The organism is Rhizobium mesoamericanum STM3625, assembly GCF_000312665.1.
Taxonomy (GTDB): Bacteria; Pseudomonadota; Alphaproteobacteria; order Rhizobiales; family Rhizobiaceae; genus Rhizobium; species Rhizobium mesoamericanum.
In genome coordinates, this window is sequence record NZ_HF536772.1 from 4,082,653 (window position 1) to 4,099,870 (window position 17,218).

16 protein-coding genes and 1 pseudogene are annotated in these 17,218 nt (G+C 60.2%); 8 read left to right on the top strand and 9 right to left on the bottom strand.

Annotation, left to right across the window (positions count from 1 at the left end):
* Window positions 1-51: 51 nt before the first annotated feature.
* From BN77_RS20000 to BN77_RS20020, 5 genes and pseudogenes are all read left to right on the top strand, one after another.
* The gene (locus tag BN77_RS20000) at window positions 52-2,343 is read left to right on the top strand and encodes a PAS domain-containing sensor histidine kinase (RefSeq protein WP_007535274.1); all 2,292 of its coding nucleotides are present in this window, start codon (window positions 52-54) and stop codon (window positions 2,341-2,343) included.
* A complete protein-coding gene (locus BN77_RS20005; protein ID WP_007535277.1) occupies window positions 2,340-2,993 on the top strand; it encodes a response regulator transcription factor in 654 nt (217 codons plus the stop codon). The genes BN77_RS20000 and BN77_RS20005 overlap by 4 nt, the downstream gene beginning before the upstream one ends.
* A gap of 4 nt (window positions 2,994-2,997) precedes the next feature.
* Window positions 2,998-3,381 (top strand): response regulator transcription factor, encoded by a 384-nt coding sequence (locus BN77_RS20010; RefSeq protein ID WP_007535279.1) that lies wholly within the window; start codon window positions 2,998-3,000, stop codon window positions 3,379-3,381.
* 115 nt (window positions 3,382-3,496) lie between these two features.
* Window positions 3,497-3,891 (top strand): annotated as a pseudogene (locus BN77_RS20015) (DUF6130 family protein).
* 568 nt (window positions 3,892-4,459) lie between these two features.
* Window positions 4,460-4,780 (top strand): hypothetical protein, encoded by a 321-nt coding sequence (locus tag BN77_RS20020; RefSeq protein WP_244426197.1) that lies wholly within the window; start codon window positions 4,460-4,462, stop codon window positions 4,778-4,780.
* A 507-nt stretch (window positions 4,781-5,287) separates the two neighbouring features.
* Here BN77_RS20020 and BN77_RS20025 read toward each other — a convergent pair.
* The 9 genes from BN77_RS20025 to BN77_RS20065 form a co-directional block, all read right to left on the bottom strand.
* Window positions 5,288-5,698, bottom strand: coding sequence for a DUF2442 domain-containing protein (locus BN77_RS20025; protein WP_007535287.1), 411 nt, complete (start codon window positions 5,696-5,698; stop codon window positions 5,288-5,290).
* Window positions 5,691-5,918, bottom strand: coding sequence for a DUF4160 domain-containing protein (locus tag BN77_RS20030; RefSeq protein WP_007535288.1), 228 nt, complete (start codon window positions 5,916-5,918; stop codon window positions 5,691-5,693). Before BN77_RS20030 ends, BN77_RS20025 begins: the two co-directional genes overlap by 8 nt.
* A gap of 318 nt (window positions 5,919-6,236) precedes the next feature.
* A complete protein-coding gene (locus tag BN77_RS20035; RefSeq protein ID WP_007535289.1) occupies window positions 6,237-9,422 on the bottom strand; it encodes an efflux RND transporter permease subunit in 3,186 nt (1,061 codons plus the stop codon).
* On the bottom strand, window positions 9,419-10,570 hold the full coding sequence (locus BN77_RS20040) for an efflux RND transporter periplasmic adaptor subunit (RefSeq protein WP_007535290.1): 1,152 nt from the start codon (window positions 10,568-10,570) through the stop codon (window positions 9,419-9,421). Before BN77_RS20040 ends, BN77_RS20035 begins: the two co-directional genes overlap by 4 nt.
* 136 nt (window positions 10,571-10,706) lie before the next feature.
* Complete coding sequence (locus BN77_RS20045; RefSeq protein WP_007535291.1) at window positions 10,707-11,258, bottom strand: carboxymuconolactone decarboxylase family protein; 552 nt, start codon at window positions 11,256-11,258, stop codon at window positions 10,707-10,709.
* 48 nt (window positions 11,259-11,306) lie between these two features.
* A complete protein-coding gene (locus BN77_RS20050) occupies window positions 11,307-12,251 on the bottom strand; it encodes a helix-turn-helix domain-containing protein (RefSeq protein ID WP_007535292.1) in 945 nt (314 codons plus the stop codon).
* 41 nt (window positions 12,252-12,292) lie between these two features.
* Complete coding sequence (locus tag BN77_RS20055; protein WP_007535293.1) at window positions 12,293-13,066, bottom strand: alpha/beta fold hydrolase; 774 nt, start codon at window positions 13,064-13,066, stop codon at window positions 12,293-12,295.
* 64 nt (window positions 13,067-13,130) lie between these two features.
* The gene (locus BN77_RS33270) at window positions 13,131-13,571 is read right to left on the bottom strand and encodes a hypothetical protein (RefSeq protein WP_007535294.1); all 441 of its coding nucleotides are present in this window, start codon (window positions 13,569-13,571) and stop codon (window positions 13,131-13,133) included.
* Window positions 13,572-13,809: 238 nt separating this feature from the next.
* Entirely contained in the window at window positions 13,810-14,637 is an 828-nt protein-coding gene (locus BN77_RS20065; protein WP_007535296.1) for a response regulator, read from the bottom strand.
* 463 nt (window positions 14,638-15,100) lie between these two features.
* Here BN77_RS20065 and BN77_RS20070 point away from each other — a divergent pair, with 463 nt between their 5' ends.
* Genes BN77_RS20070 through BN77_RS20080 form a run of 3 tightly spaced genes read left to right on the top strand, consistent with a single transcriptional unit; the run spans window position 15,101 to window position 17,212 of the window.
* Entirely contained in the window at window positions 15,101-16,069 is a 969-nt protein-coding gene (locus tag BN77_RS20070) for an MBL fold metallo-hydrolase (protein ID WP_007535299.1), read from the top strand.
* A gap of 40 nt (window positions 16,070-16,109) precedes the next feature.
* Window positions 16,110-16,751, top strand: a complete 642-nt coding sequence (locus BN77_RS20075) for a pyridoxamine 5'-phosphate oxidase family protein (protein WP_007535301.1) — start codon at window positions 16,110-16,112, stop codon at window positions 16,749-16,751.
* Window positions 16,748-17,212: a nuclear transport factor 2 family protein gene (locus BN77_RS20080; RefSeq protein ID WP_007535303.1), complete on the top strand. Its 465-nt coding sequence runs from the start codon at window positions 16,748-16,750 to the stop codon at window positions 17,210-17,212. The genes BN77_RS20075 and BN77_RS20080 overlap by 4 nt, the downstream gene beginning before the upstream one ends.
* Window positions 17,213-17,218 lie beyond the last annotated feature (6 nt).

Genomic DNA, 17,218 nt, shown 5'->3' on the forward strand with positions numbered 1-17,218 from the left:
GTGTATTCGGTCAGGGTCGGCGTACGATCCCGGCTCGGAGCTGTGTCGCTAATGGACGAGGGTTCGAGAGCGGTTGAAGCACACGATCTCGGCCCTTTCATGCGCTCTGCTGTCACAATGTCCGGCGCCAAGCGCGGATTCCTTATCGTAGGGCACGGCAGCGAGCTTTCGGTAGCTGCGATGGCGGACTCTGCGTCGGTTTCATTCTTGACCGAAAGCCCTCGAACCTACGGGATCAACGAAGCGACGGTCCGCGATGTCATCTCGACCGGGCGGGGCGGAAGTACGCAAACGACGATCTGCCTGCCTGTGGCTCTGCCAAATTCAGGCGACGGCGTGATCTATCTCGAAATGTCCAGCGACGTAGCACCCAGGCCGATCGAAGATATCGAGTGGCTGGCGACGGCCTTCTCCGCCGCTGCTGTCGCCAACAACTATCACGGGCGGGCTGAGCCCCGAAGCACTGCCGCCGGAGCGACAGAAGACCCCAGACTAGGGTGGGACATGATACCAGCCCTTGCCTGGATCGGGGCGCCGGACGGAGGATTTGAGGACGGCAATAAGCAGTGGTTCGAATACACCGGGCTCACCCGCGAGGCTGCCCTCGGCTTCGGCTTCGTATCCGCATTTCACCCTGACGATCTCGACAAGGTCATCAAGGTCTGGACGGATCTGTGCACCTCCGGCAAGCCTGGAGGGGTTGACGCTCGAATGCTTCGGCATGACGGCGAGGCACGCTGGTTCGTTCTGCGTGCCGTTCCATTGCTGGACGACGACGGCAACGTCATCAGATGGTATGGGGTGAATACCGATATCGACGAGCTCAAGCGCATTGAGTTCGAGCTTGCTCAAAGCCAGCTCGTGATGGCAGTCGCTCAGCGGATCATCGAGACAGGCACCTGGTCCTGGGACATGACGACGGACGTGTTCACCTGTTCGCCCGAATGCGCTGGCATAGTAGGTCTCGATGCCAACGAAATCACTTTTGAAACGCTGAGTTCGCGCGTTCATCCGGACGATAGGCAGATAGTTGCTGAAGCCCACCAGCGGGCCTTGCAGGGCGAGGAGCTGAACGTTGAACATCGGTTTCTGCTCCCAGACGGCACCGTGAAGTTCATACACGCTCGCGGACGGCTCATCCTCGATGAGGTTCAGTCTCCTCGCGCCTATATTGGCACGATCGTGGACGTGACGGAGACTCGACTCGCCGAGGACAGGATACGGAGCTCCTTGGCCGACGCGCAGCGCGCACAGGCATCTCTTGCGGAAGCCCAGAAGCTCAGCCACGTGGGCAGCTTCCGGATCAAGCCATTGAAAGGGGAAGTCGTTTGGTCTGAAGAGACGTATAACATCTACGGCTTCGGCCCATCGATCCCGCTGACGTCCAAAGCGATCAGGGAGCGAGTGCATCCGAGTGACCGAGAGATGGTAGCCGCGGTTTTTGACAAGGGCCTGCGCGACCGCCAACCATGGGAGATCGAGCACAGGCTCCTGATGCCTGACGGCGCGATCCGGTACGTGCACTGCGTTACGCGCGTGGAGACGAACACTGAGGGAGAGCTGGAGGTTTTCGGAGCCATCATCGACATCACAGAACGGGTGAAGAGCGAGGAAGCGCTCCAGAAAGCGCAGGCAGACATTGTGCGGATGAACAGGCTTACGGCGATGGGCGCGGTGAGCGTTTCCATCGCTCACGAGATGAACCAGCCTCTGATGGCAATCGTCACGAACGCCGCGACCTGTCTGAGCTGGCTCGACCGCGATGTTCCGGACGTAGCGGAAGCAAAGATGGCCGCCGAGCGTCTTGTGGAGGAAGGGAAGAGAGCGGGAGACGTCCTTCTCAACGTCAGGAGCATGGCCCGGAACTCAAGACCCACCATGGAAATAGTCGATATCGCAGAAGTGGTGTCGCATGTGCTGACGATGCTTCGCAGCGAATTTCGGATCCGTCAGATTGATGTGTTTGTCTCGGTTTCCCCGAACATCCCGGCAATCCGCGGCGACAAGGTTCAGCTTCAGCAAGTGCTGCTCAATCTGCTACTCAACGCGGCCGAGGCAATCGACGCCAACGACGGGACGCGCCGGATCGACCTTTTCGCCGCTGACAATGGTTCGCGATCCGTTGTCGTGAGGGTCGAGGATACGGGCGAGGGGATCGACCCGATTGCATCGGAACGGATCTTCGAAGCATTCTTTTCCACCAAGCAGCAAGGCACTGGGATGGGCTTGGCCATTTCCAGGTCGATCATCAGTGCCCATAGCGGAACGCTGTCCGCCCGGCCTCGGGAGGGGGGCGGAGCTGTGTTCGAATTCTCTATACCATTTGCAGGGGAAAGCAGATGACCCAGAAACCACGCCACGAAGGCGCCCCCCACATAGTCGTCATCGAGGATGACATTGGCGTGCGAGAGTCGCTGGTTGGCCTCCTGGGCTCGATGAAGTTCAACGTCACGGCCTTCTCCTCCGCCGCCGACTTCATGAGCAAAGGGAAGCTGGCGACCGTAGGCTGCATGATCCTCGACGTCCGGCTTCCAGGACAGAGCGGCATCGAGTTCTTCGAGGAATTACGGGCAAGCGGATTTCAACGGCCCGTCATCTTCATGAGCGGCCACGCCGACGTTCCGATCGCGGTGCGGGCGATGAAGGCAGGAGCAGTGGAATTCCTGACGAAACCGGTCCGCGAGCAAGATCTTCTCGACGCCGTGAACAAGGCGGTGAAGCTTGATAACCGGGCTACCATGAAGCAGGAAGCCGCCAGCAGCGCACGTGCCGACTTCGCTTCCTTGACGAGGCGGGAACAGGAAGTTCTGGCCCGCGTTGTGGAAGGCCAGAAGAACAAGCAGATCTCGGCCGCCCTAGGTATCACCGAGGCTACCGTGAAGCTCCATCGGGGAAACGTGATGCAGAAGATGCACGTGCAAACCCTGCCGGAACTAGTGCGGCACTACGACTTGCTGGAATTGAACGAGCCTTTCGGCCACGCCAAGGACTGAGCCTATGGTCGCGATGACAAAGCCTTCGCTGGTGGTCTGTGTTGAGGACGACGAACCCGTGCGGGACGCTTTGAGAGGTCTCCTGCGAGCCTCGGGCATCAACGCGGCGTCGTTTGCCTCGGCCGAGGAGTTTCTCGACTCCGACGAACTGCAGACGGCGACTTGCCTCGTGACGGATATACAGCTCGGCGGCATCTCGGGTCTCGACCTCCTGGATCGGCTTGCCGGGATGTCCGTCGTCATCCCCGCCATCCTGATCACCGCGCATACTGACGTTGCCGTGGGCGACCGTGCACGAAGCTCGGGGGCCATGAAAGTCTTCCTGAAGCCCGTCAGCCCCTCCGAGCTGCTGCAGGCAATCCGGACGGCGCTGGCAAACGCCTCCTAACGGCGCCTCACTGCATCTTGCTCGACTCCAGACGGTCACAGGCGCAATCTCATAGGCGAGACAACGGCCGCTGGACTAAAATTGCGGCTACAGTCCGGAAATTTCGGAGACCGCCATGGCCGATGCCAGTCTGAAGTTCCCGAGTGCCGGAGACGTTAAAGGCCCGTCGCCGCTGGTCGCCATCGAGAACGAAGCTGAGCCTAAACTTGTAGTCGATGATCCGCTCCCCGAGCCGCTGTCACATGGGCGGGTGTTCATTCAGTACCGGACCGAGAACATTCGTATCGTCCCCGTATTCGGTAAGGGCACCCTCGACGTCTCGCCGGGGATGGCCACCTACATATCATGGTCGACGACCTGCCTTGGCACTTCGTCGACGCGAGTGGCGAGACACTCATCATAGTCGGACTGACGCCCGGCCGACATCGGATCCTCGTTGAACTGGCGGATCCAACTCACCGGGTCATCGCTTCGGAGACGATCGAGTTTGTCGTCCCGAACACAGATTGAAGAATCCATAGCTCCCAAGGCGATCGCAGCGGTTCAACTCAGCCCCCACCGCAAGGCCGTCCCCTCGCTTAGGCCGCGATCACCTCATGAGAGGCCCCCGTTCTTCCCCCGGCGGGGGCCTCTTCCTTGCAGACCCGTAGAGAGATCGCCTGGCGCAGCAGGAAGTCCTGATTTTAAAACCCGCAACCACCAACGCACTTCAAATCCGGGTAGGTGTCCTTCTGTGGCCCGAGCCGACCGCCGAGGAACTTGACGAGAGACGCGCCAAACTCGCCCTGGATATCGAGGCCGCACAAGGCGCCAGGCTGCTCCACCGCGCTTTGCAGACGACTAGCGCCCTCGTCACCAAAATTCCCAGTCTAAACGACAGTCCCTCCTGCGAGGAGATGATCGCCTCGCGCAGGTCTCCAGTGCCTTCTGGGCATAGATGGCAGGCTTGCAGGCAGTGCTCTCGATTGCCACTTGTGACGACGACGGACACAAGCTGTCCACCGATGCCTCTCCACCATCAATGATATTGCCAACAGTGCCTTGCGCGCTTGCTATGGCGGAAGAATGGATGACGATCATGAACGGACGAACTTTGAACGAAATGTCTTCGGGCGAAAGACACGACATGGTTTCGCTCGTAGTAGACGCTCTGGAAAGCGTCGCCGAGGATGCTGACGGACGTGGTGACCATCAGTCTGCCCGAAACGCGATCTATCTCGCCTGCTCGATTCGAGGGTGCGAGATAGAAACATCTACTGACATGCTTCGGGCGGCCGAGATCTTGCTCGAGCAGGGCATCAGCTATGTTGCCAGCCTGTCCGAACGGTTCAATGGTGTTTCAGACGAAGTAGACGACATAGACGCCCCTCTAGCGCAGCCATTGCGTAGGCTGCATTAATTGGGCCAACTTCCCCTTTCCCTTGAAGAACCATCGCTAAGGAGGCAAATTGCCCTACGAACCAAAACCAGGCGAGATCTGTATCTTCGAAAACGAAAAAGCTGGACACGAAAACGCACCGGATCACCCCAGCCACTTACCTAAATGTGGATTCGTTTGAATGATCGGTATCAATGTCCGTTACAGCATCGGTTGTCGGGGTATTGCTGATGCCGGAGATTTTTGCAGAAGACCCAGAGCGGCTGCGACTGGCCCTGGCGGACTTGCACTTCGAATGGTCGCCAAGCCCGAAGAATTGGGATCGGGCCTGCCTTCGTCCGTGAAGTGCGATGACAACTACCCGCAAATTGCGGGCATGTCCTTGCCCACAGTAGATGACCGGGTTGGGCCTCAGGCGAACCTTTCATCTACGCTAGGGTCTTATCCTGGCAGAACAGTTTGGCGACTGGGAGTGGCAATATCGAACGCTCGTGACGGCCGGGCTCTGCATCAGCTATCTGCAAGCGCCTAGCCGTTCTTCCGGGGGCGTCCGCCCTTAGCACCGTTGGCACGACTTGCTTCGATCTTCGCAGCGGATCGGGATTGACCGCCTCGGCGCTGCGCGTCCATGAACTTCGCAGTGCCGAATATGCCGTTCATCAACCCAGAGATGGTGAAATCAACGTCCAGGCTTTCCCAGTGCAGGCCTGTTTCGCCGAGAAGCTCGACCTCCGCCAATTGAGCGGCCGTTGCCTTCTCCAGGCCCTGTATCGATCGGGCAGGCACCATGAAGGCAGCGCCGTTGGTGAAATCCACGACGATGCGGCCGGATGCCTCATCGAAACGAACCGAAGCAGGAATTGGCGCGCGGGCGCGCTCTGCCTCCCCCTTCATGGTAGCTTCGCGGTAGTGACGATCCTCAAAGATAACTTCACCCATGGATGCTCTCCCATTTTTCGATGAATAAACGCTTGTTCGCCTGAACAATGGCAAGGGCTACGCTTAAATCCCGCTTCTTCATCCCCCGGTTTGATATCACGGTGAGATCAAGGATATTGATGCGGGCTTCCCCATCACCATAGACATGGGTGTGGGCCGGTTCGTGGTCATCCGTGTAAATGACAAATCGCATTCCTGCTTCGCGGAGAACGGTGACCATGCTCCAAAATAACCTAACAACTTGGGTTTTTCAAGTAAGGCGCTCGACTGCCAGCTTTCGAACGTGAAAATGGCACTGACGAAAACTTTGCGGTGATGTGGAACCACCTTCCACATTTGAGTAAGTGGCTGGCCGGATCACCGCGGCTATTTCGTTGCACATCGTGATATCAAGGCGGGCGAGAAAATCGCGATTGCGCTTTGGGTGGGGAAGCCGGGTAGTGTCCGTACGTTTGGCGGAAACCGAACTCCGGCGCCGACACTGCGGTGGTCCCAACCGACCTGTTCGGAAACCCGCTACAGGAGTGAGGGCTGCACGTCACCCCTCACTCTGTTTCACGATCTCTAGTTTGGGAAATGGCCGCATCAGCGGGCGCCTTGGTAGCGATCTGAGCACCACGTAAAACACGGGGGTCAGGAACAGGCCGAAGAAGGTCACACCGAGCATCCCCGAAAACACGGCCGTGCCAAGCGATTGCCTCATCTCCGCGCCGGGGCCGGTGGCAATCGCCAGCGGCAGGACGCCGAAGATGAAGGCGAAGGCAGTCATGAGAATAGGGCGCAGCCGCAGATGGCTAGCCTCGACCGCCGCATCGACGATCGATTTTCCATCCGCTTCTGCCTGCCGGGCGAACTCGACGATCAGAATCGCGTTCTTTGCGGCGAGGCCGATGAGCACGATGAGCCCGATCTGGGTCAGCACGTTGTTGTCCATGCCACGGAGCAATACGCCGATCAGAGCTGCAAGGACGGCGAGGGGGACGATTAGAATGATCGCCAGGGGAAGGACCCAGCTTTCGTACTGTGCAGAGAGTGCAAGGAACACGAAGATCACAGACAGCGCGAAGATGTAGGTTCCAGAGCTGCCAGTATGCGTCTCCTGATAGGCGAGTTCGGTCCATTCGAAGGAGACGCCGGGCGGGAGCACTCTCGCAGCGATATCTTCCATCTTCTTGATTGCCGTTCCGGTGGAGGTGCCCGGCGTCGGGTTGCCCTGGAGCGGAACCGAAACGTACATGTTGTAGCGCTCGACGAGTGTCGGCCCGCTCGTGTCCTGGATGTCCATTATGGTTCCAAGGGGAACAAGGGCGCCTTTCGCAGACCTGACCTTGAGCGCAAGGATGTCGTCCTTGTCCCTTCGGAACTGGCGATCCGCCTGAGCCCGGACCTGATAAACCCGCCCGAAGGCATTGAAGTCGTTCACATACGACGTTCCGAGATTGACGGAGAGGGCGCTGAAGACGTTCGAAATCGGAACGTCCAGGTAGCGTGCCTTGTCCCGGTCGATGGCGAGATAGTACTCGGGGCTGGATTCCGAGAACGTGGTGAAGACGCCTGTCAGTCCTTCGGTGGTGGCGGCCTCAGCCATGATCTCGCGGGCGAGCCCGAGCGCTCTCGTCATGTCGGGGTTCTCTTCGTCGAGGATCTGCATCTTGAACCCGCCGGAGTTGCCGACGCCGCGAACGGACGGAGGCGGAATATCGATGATGAACGCGTCCTCGATCTCCCTGACTCGCGAATTGATGTCGGCGATGATCTTGTCGGCAGTGGCTCCGATCTTCTCCCGTTCCTCAAACGACTGAAACGGAGTGAAGATGACACCTGCGTTCGAGGCGGCAGTGAACGTCGCACCGCTGAAGCCTGAGAACTGGATCGCGTTGCGCACGCCGGGCACCGTCTTGACGATGGCACCGACCTTCTTGACGACCTCGTCGGTGCGGGCGAGCGATGCTCCGTCCGGCAGCTGAACGACGACGATGGAATAGCCCTGGTCCATAATCGGCACGAAGCCTGACGGGACGGCCGTCGACATGAACCATGTGGCCGCAAGCAGGGCGGCGAACATGGCCAGCGCCGCCAACCGACCGAACCAGCCGCCGACGAGCTTTCTGACGATCCACGAATAGCCGCCGCTGATCGCATCGAAACCCGAGTTGAAGCCATTGGCCAGTGCGTGTCCCGCCTGGCTGAAGACGTTCTTCCGGTGCGGGACGTCGTCGTGCGCCCGCAGCAGGATGCCTGCTAGCGCCGGAGATAGGGTGAGCGAGTTCAAAGCAGATATTGCCGTCGTCACAGATATGGTGACCGCGAACTGCTTGTAGAACTGTCCGGAAATACCTGGGATGAACGCGGTCGGCGCGAACACGGCGATCAGCACGAGCGAGATCGCGACCACGGCCGTGCCGACCTCGTCCATGGTGACGTGCGCTGCATCCCTGGGCGACATCCCGCGCGCCAGGTTTCGTTCGACGTTCTCGACCACGACGATGGCGTCATCGACGACGATGCCGATCGCCAGCACAAGCCCGAACAGCGTGAGCATGTTCAGCGAGAAGCCGAAGGCGAGCAAGAAGGCGAACGTACCAACCAGCGACACCGGTATGGCGATGATCGGGATGAGCGCGTTGCGCCAGGACTGCAGGAAGATGATCACGACTATGGCGACCAGGATCGCGGCTTCGCCCATCGTCCGATAGACCTCGAAGATCGAATCATCGATGAACTCGGTGGTGTCGTAATTGATCTGAAACTCAAGACCTTCCGGGAAGCTCTTCGACAGGTTCGCCATTATGTCGCGCACCTGCTTTGCCGTCGACAATGCGTTGGTGCCCGGACGCGCGAAGATGCCGAGTGCGATAGCAGGATCGTTGGTCAGATAGCTATTGGTGACGTAGTCCTGCGCGCCCAGCTCGACCCGTGCCACGTCCTGCAGTTCGACCAATCGTCCGCTCGCGGTGGACTTTACTATCACGTACCTGAACTCGCGGGCGTCGGAGAAGCGGCCATCGGATCGGACGGTGTATTCGAAGGCGTTCTTGCCGACGACCGGAGGCGCGCCGATGCGCCCACCTGATATCTGCACGTTCTGCTCCCGAAGGGCCTCGACGACGTCGTCTGAGGTCATGCCATATGCTGACAGTTTCTCCGGATCGAGCCATATGCGCATGGAATACTGGCGTTCGCCGAAGGACTGGATGTCGCCCACGCCATCCAGCCTCAGCAGGACGTCGCGAACCTTAGTGCGGGCGTAGTTCGATACATAGAGCTGGTCGTAGCGATGGTTCGGTGAGAGAAGATGAACCACCATCATGAGATCAGGAGAACTCTTGTCGGTCGTCACGCCGATGCGGCGGACTTCGTCGGGAAGCCGGGGCAGGGCGATTGCGACGCGATTCTGCACCAGCACCTGCGCCTTGTTGAGGTCGGCGCCGAGCTTGAAGGTGATCGTCAAGGCCATCGCGCCATCGGCGCTGGAGTAGGAGGACATGTAGAGCATGTCTTCGACGCCGTTGATCTGCTGTTCCAATGGGGTGGAAACGGTGTCGGCTATCGTCTGCGGATCCGCGCCGGGATAGGACGTCCGGACGATGATCGTCGGTGGCGCGATCTCGGGATATTGCGAGACGGGCAACTGCGTGTAGGCGATCCCGCCGACCACGAGAAGCAGGATAGATATGACCGCCGCGAAGATCGGTCGATCGACGAAGAAATGGGCGAACCTCATTGTGCTGCCTCCACAACTGCGGCCGACTGCGGCAATTCGGTCATCTTCGGCGTGACCTTCGCACCCGGCCGGATGCGCATGAGGCCGTTGACGACGATTGTCTCGCTGCCATCGAGGCCCGCACGGATGACACGATAGCCGTAGAGCCGGGGTCCTGTTCGCACCGCTTTCGTCCGAACCGTGCCGTCGTCGTCTACAACGTAGACGATGCGCTCGTTCTGGTTCGACGAGATCGCTTCGTCGGGGACGAGGATAGCCGAGTAGGTGTTCGAGGCCTCGACCTGTATGCGGCCGAACAGGCCCGGCTGAAGTGTCAGATCCGGGTTCGGGAACCGGGCGCGGACACGCATGGTGCCGCTGTCGCTATCGACGTGGTTTTCGGCGAAGTTCAATTTTCCCTTGAACTCGCGTCCGGAGTTGTCGCCGATCGTCGCAATGACATCTACGCCGCCTCCGGATGCCTGCAGGTCGACCCCGCGTTTCTGGGCGGTCGCTTGGAAGTTCAGCAGCCGCCGTTCGTCGACGTCGAAATAGAAATCGATGGGGTCGAGGGTTACTATCGTCGTCATGACGGACGAGTCCGCCTGGACGAGGTTGCCGATCGAGACAAGATGGCGGTCGATGCGTCCGGTCAACGGTGCGGTGATCTTCGTGTAGTCGAGGTCGAGAGCGGCGCGGTCGAGTGCCGCCTGTGCGCCCCGAACGTTTGCCTGCGCCGAGATCCATTCCCGTCTGCGGTCGTCCAGGATGGAAATGGACTGGCTACCGTTCTGTGAGAGCGATTCCGCCCGCTTGAACTGCGCGTCGGCATAGGTGAGCGTCGACTCCGCTACCTCGAGCGCGGACGTCGCCTCATTGAAGGCGGTTACGTACGGCCTCTGGTCTATGACGAAGAGCAGGTCGCCTTGCTTGACCAGAGCACCGTCGGAGAAATGGATTTCCTGCAGGTAGCCGCCGATGCGCGATCTCACTGACACCTGTTCGACTGGCTCAAAGCGTCCGATGAACTCGTCGTTGTCGACTACGTCCCGCACCACGGGCTTGGCGACTGTCACGGGCGGAGGCGGGCTCTGCGCATGGCCCGCGGGGGCCGCGAACAGAACCAGCAGGCTGCCAAAGCAGGCAGATCGAAGGACGGTGGCTTTCATGCGTTCCTCCATCGGCGGCGCGCCGCTTGTCCATTGTTTGCGTGCCGCCGACGCGTGGAGGTGCCGGGGAGAGACGACCAGGTCGACGTCGGCTGCACTCGGTCGGCAGGGCGCGGATACCTGCCGACTGCTACCGTCAGGCCGCGTGATGCTCGACCTTGGGGAAATCGATCTCGGTCTTGAAGACCTCGTTCATGTAGTTGGTGAAGGTGTTTGCGGCGACGTGGGCCACGATTTCAAGTAGCTCTTCGTCATCAAATCCCGCGGCCCTCATCGCGTGCAGCTCGCCCTCGCTAACGGATCCGCGCTCCTCGGCGATCTTGACCGCGAACTTCACGGCAGCATCGGCTCGCGCATCCGAGGATCCGCCCCGACGGGCTGCCGCGATCTCGTCGACGCTGAGCTTGGTCACATGAGTCCCGGTATAGGTGTGAGCGGCGAGGCAGTAACCGCAGCCGTTCTTCTGTGCGATGGCGAGCGCGATCCTCTCACGGATCTTCTTGTCCAACTTGCCCTTGCCGAGCGCGCCGTTCAGAGAGGAGTAGGCTTCGAGGACTGCGGGACTGTTTGCCATCATCCTGAAGACGTTGGGGACGCCGCCCATCTGCTCCTTGATCGCCTCCAAGGTGGGGCGTGCCGCTTCCGGTGAGGCTTCGATGAACGGATGGAGCGGGATGCGTGTAGTCATGGCAAAACTCCCTGGGCTGTCGGAAGCGGACGCGGTCTGCGTCCGGCCTCAGTGAAGATTGGTGTGTTCGGAGGCATTGGGATCGACGTGTTCGATGACGGGAGCCAAGGAAAGCTCAACGTTGCCAAGCGACCGGACGTCTGGAGAGCGTCTGGAGCCGCGCCATCTTCCCGGTGTCGACGCCGTCATCTTCTTGAAGACCGTCGTGAAGTGTGCCTGGTTCTGGAATCCGGTCTGAAGCGATATGTCGACGAGTGAAAGGTCGGTGCTGAGAAGGAGCTTCGCTGCGGTCTGTATTCGCAGCCGCAGAAGGAACTCGTGCACGCCCATGGACGTCGCGGCCTTGAACGTGGCCGCAAAGTGTGCTCGCGAGAACCCGGCCACGTCAGCGAGCTCTTCCAGTGTAAGCCGTTGGTCAAGCCTCGATTCCGCATGACGCCTGACACGGTTCAGCCGCCACGCCGAAAGAGGATGTACACGGGGAAGCGACCGATACCGCTCGAAGGCAAGCTTCGAGAAGTCGCGCGAGATGTCGCTGCGGCGCGCCGCCGATCCGTCCGAGATCTCGGCTATCAGCTCTGCCAGCCGGGTGTCACGGATGTTGAAGCGGCCGCCGACAACCGGACAAGGCCCCTGGTAGCGTTCGTGCAAGTACGTCAGGACGTAGAGGCAGGCATCGGACTGCAGCTCGAGAGATATCGGGTCGGAACCCTCGATGAAGGTGACGCTGTCCTCGACCATGACACCGTGATAGAGCAGCCGCCCCTTCTGTTCGAGCCTGAGCTCGGAATCCCGGGCGGCGACGAGGAAGGTGCCGACTCCTGAGCCGAGGGACGTCGTGATCGGTCTGCTGCCATTCTCCCGCGTCACCTTTGCGAGAAAGATGTTGGGGTCGTTGACCTTGAAGTGCTCCACACGAAGGCAGTCATCGATGGTCTCGAAGACGTCGCCTATCGTGCCGAGGCTCACCTTGATGGCGATGTCGGTTTGCATCCGCGTTTCCTTTCTTGGGAAGTTTCCGGCTGCTGGGGCTGTCACTTGTCTGCGGCGGCGCGCTCGATCATCGCTGCCACCTCGTCCGGGTGCGAGATCATCACGACGTGTGACGATCCCTTGACCTCGACTGCTTCCTTGGCTTTGGCGCGCTTGGCCATGAAGGCATGCAGCGCCGGAGGAAGGTTCTTGTCCTCGGAACCGTAGATGAAGTGCGAGGGCAGGGACTTCCATGTCGGTTCGGTTGAGGGTTCCTCGAATGCTTCCGCCGCGATCGGGCGTTGCTCGGCGCCCATCAGGGCAGCCTTGTGCTCCGGGACGTCGGCGGCGAACTGCTTCCAGAACTTGCTCTGCTCGATGTAGAGGTCGTGCTTGCCGTCCGGCTGGAGGACGGGCGGTGCGAGCGTGCCGCCTAGCGTGCTGCCGGGGAATTTCTTGCCGAGCTCGCTGACTCTTTCACCCTTGTCCGGAGCAAGGCCCGACACGAACACAAGCGACATCACGCCCGTATCCTTGGTGGTGACGTCACTGATGACGGATCCGCCGTAGGAATGGCCGACGAGGACGATCGGCCCCTTGATGTTCTTCAGCACCTCGTCGACGTAGTCGGCGTCGTACTTCAGGCCACGCAGGGGGTTGGCGACCGCCACGATGGGATAGCCGTCCTTCAGGAGTTTGGCTGCCACCCCGTCCCAGCTCGCGGACTCGGCAAAGGCGCCATGCACGAGGACGACAGTGGGCTTGGAGGCTGCGAGCGCCGAGCCGCTGATTAAAAGCGCCGACAACATTGCGGAGCCTGACAGGAACTTCTTCATGGATGTCACCTCTGTGAGCGCCGGGATCCGAACGTCCTAGGGCACTGGTTTCATTGAGGTGACGCTACATCTTGCAGCGCAGAGATAGTGTGAGATGTCGGGAATGGGTGTTAGACGCGGTTGGGTGACGAGAGAGTTTTTGCATGCGCGCGGCTCCGCGTCGCCGTCTCCACGTATCGGCCATTCCGCAAGATTTTAGCGATCGGACTTGACCAATCGGGATATCGATCTCCCGCTCCATGAAGCTCCATTCCTCGGTCGACCTGAGTTGGCCAAGCATGTCTCGAAACGGCGCCTCGGATTCCATGTCCCTGCAGTGAAGCAGCCGCCGAGCAACGGCAGGGTGGTAGCGCAGTCCAATCGCCATGTGGTGCGACTGCTCCTCGAGTACGGCGCGGCGCTCGTCCTGGGGCATGGTCCACCAGTCGGTGTTCTTTCGCAGCAGGATAAGCGCCGCTCTTGTGGCTTTCGGTCGACCGATCGGCACCTGCATTTCGACCAGCAAATGCTTTTCCTCGCGAGTCGTGTATCGATCGTTGGTAGCGACCCACGTAGTATCCAGGCGGCGTCTTTGCCACCGGCTGGAGTGCTTCCGGATATCACGGCCACTCGGGAGACGCCGCAATTGGCGGTCCCAAGAGGGCGCGCTGCGAAACGACCACCCATTCGCCCTCGTTGCCGCCGATGAACGTCGTCGCTCTGGGATTCGGTAGCTCCATGGAAGCGTTGCTAAGCGGCTTCGATCAGGCGTTGATCGCCAGATCCACCGCAGACAGCAGATCCTGGTGCCGAACGGGCTTTGTCAGGAATTCTACGGCGCCAGCCTTCATGGCGCGAACCGACATCGGAATGTCCGCATTGCCGCTGATGAAGACGATCCGCTGGCGAAGGCCCGACTTCATGAGTTCGGCCTGGAAGTCCAAACCGTTTTGTCCCGGCAGGCCGACGTCGAGTATCAGGCAGTCGGCGCGGTGCACGCTATCGCTCTCCTCGTACGCCTTCACCGAGGGAAATGATCCCACGCAGTGGCCCACCGACCGGAGCAGCCCGGTTATAGCGCGTCGGACGCCATCGTCGTCGTCAATCAGAACGATGTATGGTTTGTCTTTGTCGACCCTCTCGACAATGTCGATTGCCGATCGCGGTGTGATGCCGGGTGACAGGGCGGCGCCGCCTTCCGGCATGGTATCGTCCCGAACGAGCATGTAGCCGCGGCGAACGATAGTCTTGATCATATCCCCGTGGTCGCCCAATGCCCGGCGAAGCGATCCGATCTGGAAACGGAGGTTGCACTCCTCGACGACCATCGAGGGCCATACTTCGTCGAAGATCTCTTCCTTGCTCACGATGCCACCGTTCGAGCGGAGCAAGACCATGAGGAGATCGAAAGCCCGCCCGCCGATTGCGCGCGGTTGGCCGTCCATGAGGAGCTGCCTGGAGTGCGGGACGGCGCAGAAGCGGCCGAAGCGGATGGCGTCGTCGCCTGCTTGGCGCGGGGTCTCTTTGAGGTACGATTGCTGTGCGTCCCGAGACGCCGGACGGTCTGTCGAATTTGCGAACGGAACTTGCATGGCTGACTCCCCAGTCGGCTGCGGATGTCGCCGCATATGTGGGAGCGCGAAGTTTGCTTCGTTCTTTTCCCCGGCGCGCGGAGGCATCAACATCAATTTCATCGCACGAGCAACCTAACCCTACAGGCAACGGCGAACAATGCGACTCTTGTCTCTGAAACACGGCCAAGGTCGAGCCGGACTCGACCAAAGTCTAGGTCTTCCATTTGGCTTCGGGCATCTCACGGGATCTCACCCGGCTTCACGACAACTACCTCGTGATAGCCGTCGGAGGAGAGTATTGCTCATCGACATTAGCATATGGGTTCGAGCGAACCTGGCATCGAACGAAAACGGCATGCGCCTCATGCAGATCAGTTTTCCTCGATCGAAGCTCGGCCGGATTTAGATCGAGGCCGCCACCACGCTACCTCCCAGCGTGGTGGCACTTCTTCAGGCACGCAGTCAACCAATGGAGTTGGTGATGACCAAGCACGACTATGCCTTATCAAGACGCGGCTTCTGCCTCTGCTGCCTCGGGGGCGCGACGATTGCGGCCACAGGCGCGTGGCTGACGCCCCGCGAGGCCTTCGCCGCCGCCAAGAGCCAGGTCCTGATCATCCGCGAGGCTGCCGCCAAGGCCGACGTCGCGACTACCAAGCTGCGTGGCGGCGTGAACGTTCTCGTGGGATCTGGCGGCAACGTGGCCGTCGTCACTGGCAAGGACGGCAAGCTCCTGGTCGATGCCGGGATAACCGCGACACGGCCACGTCTCGAAAAGGCCCTGGCCAATATCGGGCCGGAACCGATCACCCATCTCATCGACACCCACTGGCACTTCGACCATACCGACGGCAACGAGTGGCTGAACTCGGAAGGCGCCGCCATCATGGCGCATCCGAACACCCTGAAGCATCTTGAAGCCGCCACCCGTGTCGACGACTGGAACTTCGAATTCCCGCCTTCTCCGAAAGGCGCGCTGCCGACCCGCCTGATGAAGGGCGACGAGGAGACGTTGAAGCTGAACGGCAAGTCGATAAAGCTCAGATACTACGGCCCTGCACACACCGACAGCGACATCTCGGTCTTCTTCGAGGAGGACAACGTGATCCATGTCGGCGACACGCTCTGGACCGGGCTGTACCCGTTCATCGACTCTTCGACGGGCGGCAGTATCGACGGCCAGATCGCTGCAGCGGAGGCGAACATCAAGATGATCGACAAGGAGACCATCGTCATCCCCGGTCATGGCGACATCGCGAACCGCGAAGACATCAAGGTCTGGCTCGACATGCTCGTCGGTGCCAGGGACAAGGTGGCCAGGCTGAAAAAGGCCGGGCGCTCTGTCGAGGAGACCATCGCTGCCAACCCGACCAAGCAGTGGGATGCCAAGTTCGGCCAGTGGGTGATCCCCCCGGCGCTGTTCACACGCGTTGTCTACGAGGGCGTTTGAGGGCATTCTCTGCCCGAAAAAACCGCCGGAGGAGAGCGCGATGGACACGATGCACCAGGTCTCGAGCGACGTCGCGTTCACCCCAAGCGTGAAAGCGATCCAGGAACGCAAGGGGTCCCGCAGATCGTACTCACGAATGGAAGAGCGAGGGGGATGGGCGACTGCCATCACACCCGACCTCAAGGAATTCATCGAGAAGCAGATCAGCGTTTTTCTGGCGACGGCCAATGCGGAAGGCCAGCCCTACGTGCAGCATCGCGGTGGACCGCCCGGCTTTCTCCGAGTCATCAACGAGAACACGCTCGGCTTCGTGGACTTCGTAGGAAATCGACAGTTCATCTCGCAAGGAAACCTCGTCGAGAATGACAAGGCTCATCTGTTTCTGATCGATTACGGCAGTCGCTCGCGCGTGAAAATCTGGGGCACAGCCAGCTTCGTCGAAAGCGACCACGAACTCGTAGACCAATTGATGCCCAAGGACTATGCCGCGCGGCCGGAGCAGGTTCTGCTGTTCAACGTGTCGGCCTGGGACGCAAACTGCCCGCAGCACATCCCGCTCCGGTTCGAAGCCGCGGAAGTTCTAAAGGCAATCGAAACAAGAGATTCGCGCATCAAGGAATTGGAAGCCGAAATAGCCGCACTCAAAGCGGCTCCCAACAATCTGGATAGGAACACAAAATGACACGCCCGCCACTGCCTCCCTTCACCCTTCAATCCGCGACCGAGAAGGTCAGGCTTGCCGAGGACGGCTGGAACACTCGCGACCCCGCGAAGGTCGCGAGTGCCTACACCGTCGACAGCCGCTGGCGAAACCGGGCCGAGTTCGTGGTCGGTCGTCCGGCGATAGAGGCATTCCTTGCTCGCAAGTGGGCGAAGGAACTCGACTATCGACTGATCAAGGAACTCTGGGCGTTCTCCGGAAATCGTATCGCCGTCCGCTTCGCTTACGAACACCACGACGACAGCGGAACCTGGTTCAGAGCCTACGGCAACGAGAACTGGGAGTTCGATGAGGACGGACTGATGAAGTACCGTCACGCTAGCATCAACGAGCATCCGATAAAGGACGAGGACCGCGCCTTCAAATGGCCTCTCGGTCGCCGCCCGGACGCTCATTGGGGCTTGAGCCACTTCGGCTTCTAGCGTTCG

Excerpts from the sequence above, each read along its gene's own strand:
- BN77_RS20080 (WP_007535303.1), top strand. The coding sequence starts at position 16,748 with ATGACACGCCCGCCACTGCCTCCCTTCACCCTTCAATCCGCGACCGAG.
- BN77_RS20030 (WP_007535288.1), bottom strand. The coding sequence starts at position 5,918 with ATGGTCACCGTTCTCCGCGAAGCAGGAATGCGATTTGTCATTTACACG.
- BN77_RS20020 (WP_244426197.1), top strand. The coding sequence starts at position 4,460 with ATGAACGGACGAACTTTGAACGAAATGTCTTCGGGCGAAAGACACGAC.
- BN77_RS20065 (WP_007535296.1), bottom strand. The coding sequence starts at position 14,637 with ATGCAAGTTCCGTTCGCAAATTCGACAGACCGTCCGGCGTCTCGGGAC.
- BN77_RS20005 (WP_007535277.1), top strand. The coding sequence starts at position 2,340 with ATGACCCAGAAACCACGCCACGAAGGCGCCCCCCACATAGTCGTCATC.
- BN77_RS20000 (WP_007535274.1), top strand. The coding sequence starts at position 52 with ATGGACGAGGGTTCGAGAGCGGTTGAAGCACACGATCTCGGCCCTTTC.
- BN77_RS20070 (WP_007535299.1), top strand. The coding sequence starts at position 15,101 with ATGACCAAGCACGACTATGCCTTATCAAGACGCGGCTTCTGCCTCTGC.
- BN77_RS20025 (WP_007535287.1), bottom strand. The coding sequence starts at position 5,698 with ATGGGTGAAGTTATCTTTGAGGATCGTCACTACCGCGAAGCTACCATG.
- BN77_RS20035 (WP_007535289.1), bottom strand. The coding sequence starts at position 9,422 with ATGAGGTTCGCCCATTTCTTCGTCGATCGACCGATCTTCGCGGCGGTC.
- BN77_RS20010 (WP_007535279.1), top strand. The coding sequence starts at position 2,998 with ATGGTCGCGATGACAAAGCCTTCGCTGGTGGTCTGTGTTGAGGACGAC.
- BN77_RS20055 (WP_007535293.1), bottom strand. The coding sequence starts at position 13,066 with ATGAAGAAGTTCCTGTCAGGCTCCGCAATGTTGTCGGCGCTTTTAATC.
- BN77_RS20075 (WP_007535301.1), top strand. The coding sequence starts at position 16,110 with ATGGACACGATGCACCAGGTCTCGAGCGACGTCGCGTTCACCCCAAGC.
- BN77_RS20040 (WP_007535290.1), bottom strand. The coding sequence starts at position 10,570 with ATGAAAGCCACCGTCCTTCGATCTGCCTGCTTTGGCAGCCTGCTGGTT.
- BN77_RS20045 (WP_007535291.1), bottom strand. The coding sequence starts at position 11,258 with ATGACTACACGCATCCCGCTCCATCCGTTCATCGAAGCCTCACCGGAA.
- BN77_RS20050 (WP_007535292.1), bottom strand. The coding sequence starts at position 12,251 with ATGCAAACCGACATCGCCATCAAGGTGAGCCTCGGCACGATAGGCGAC.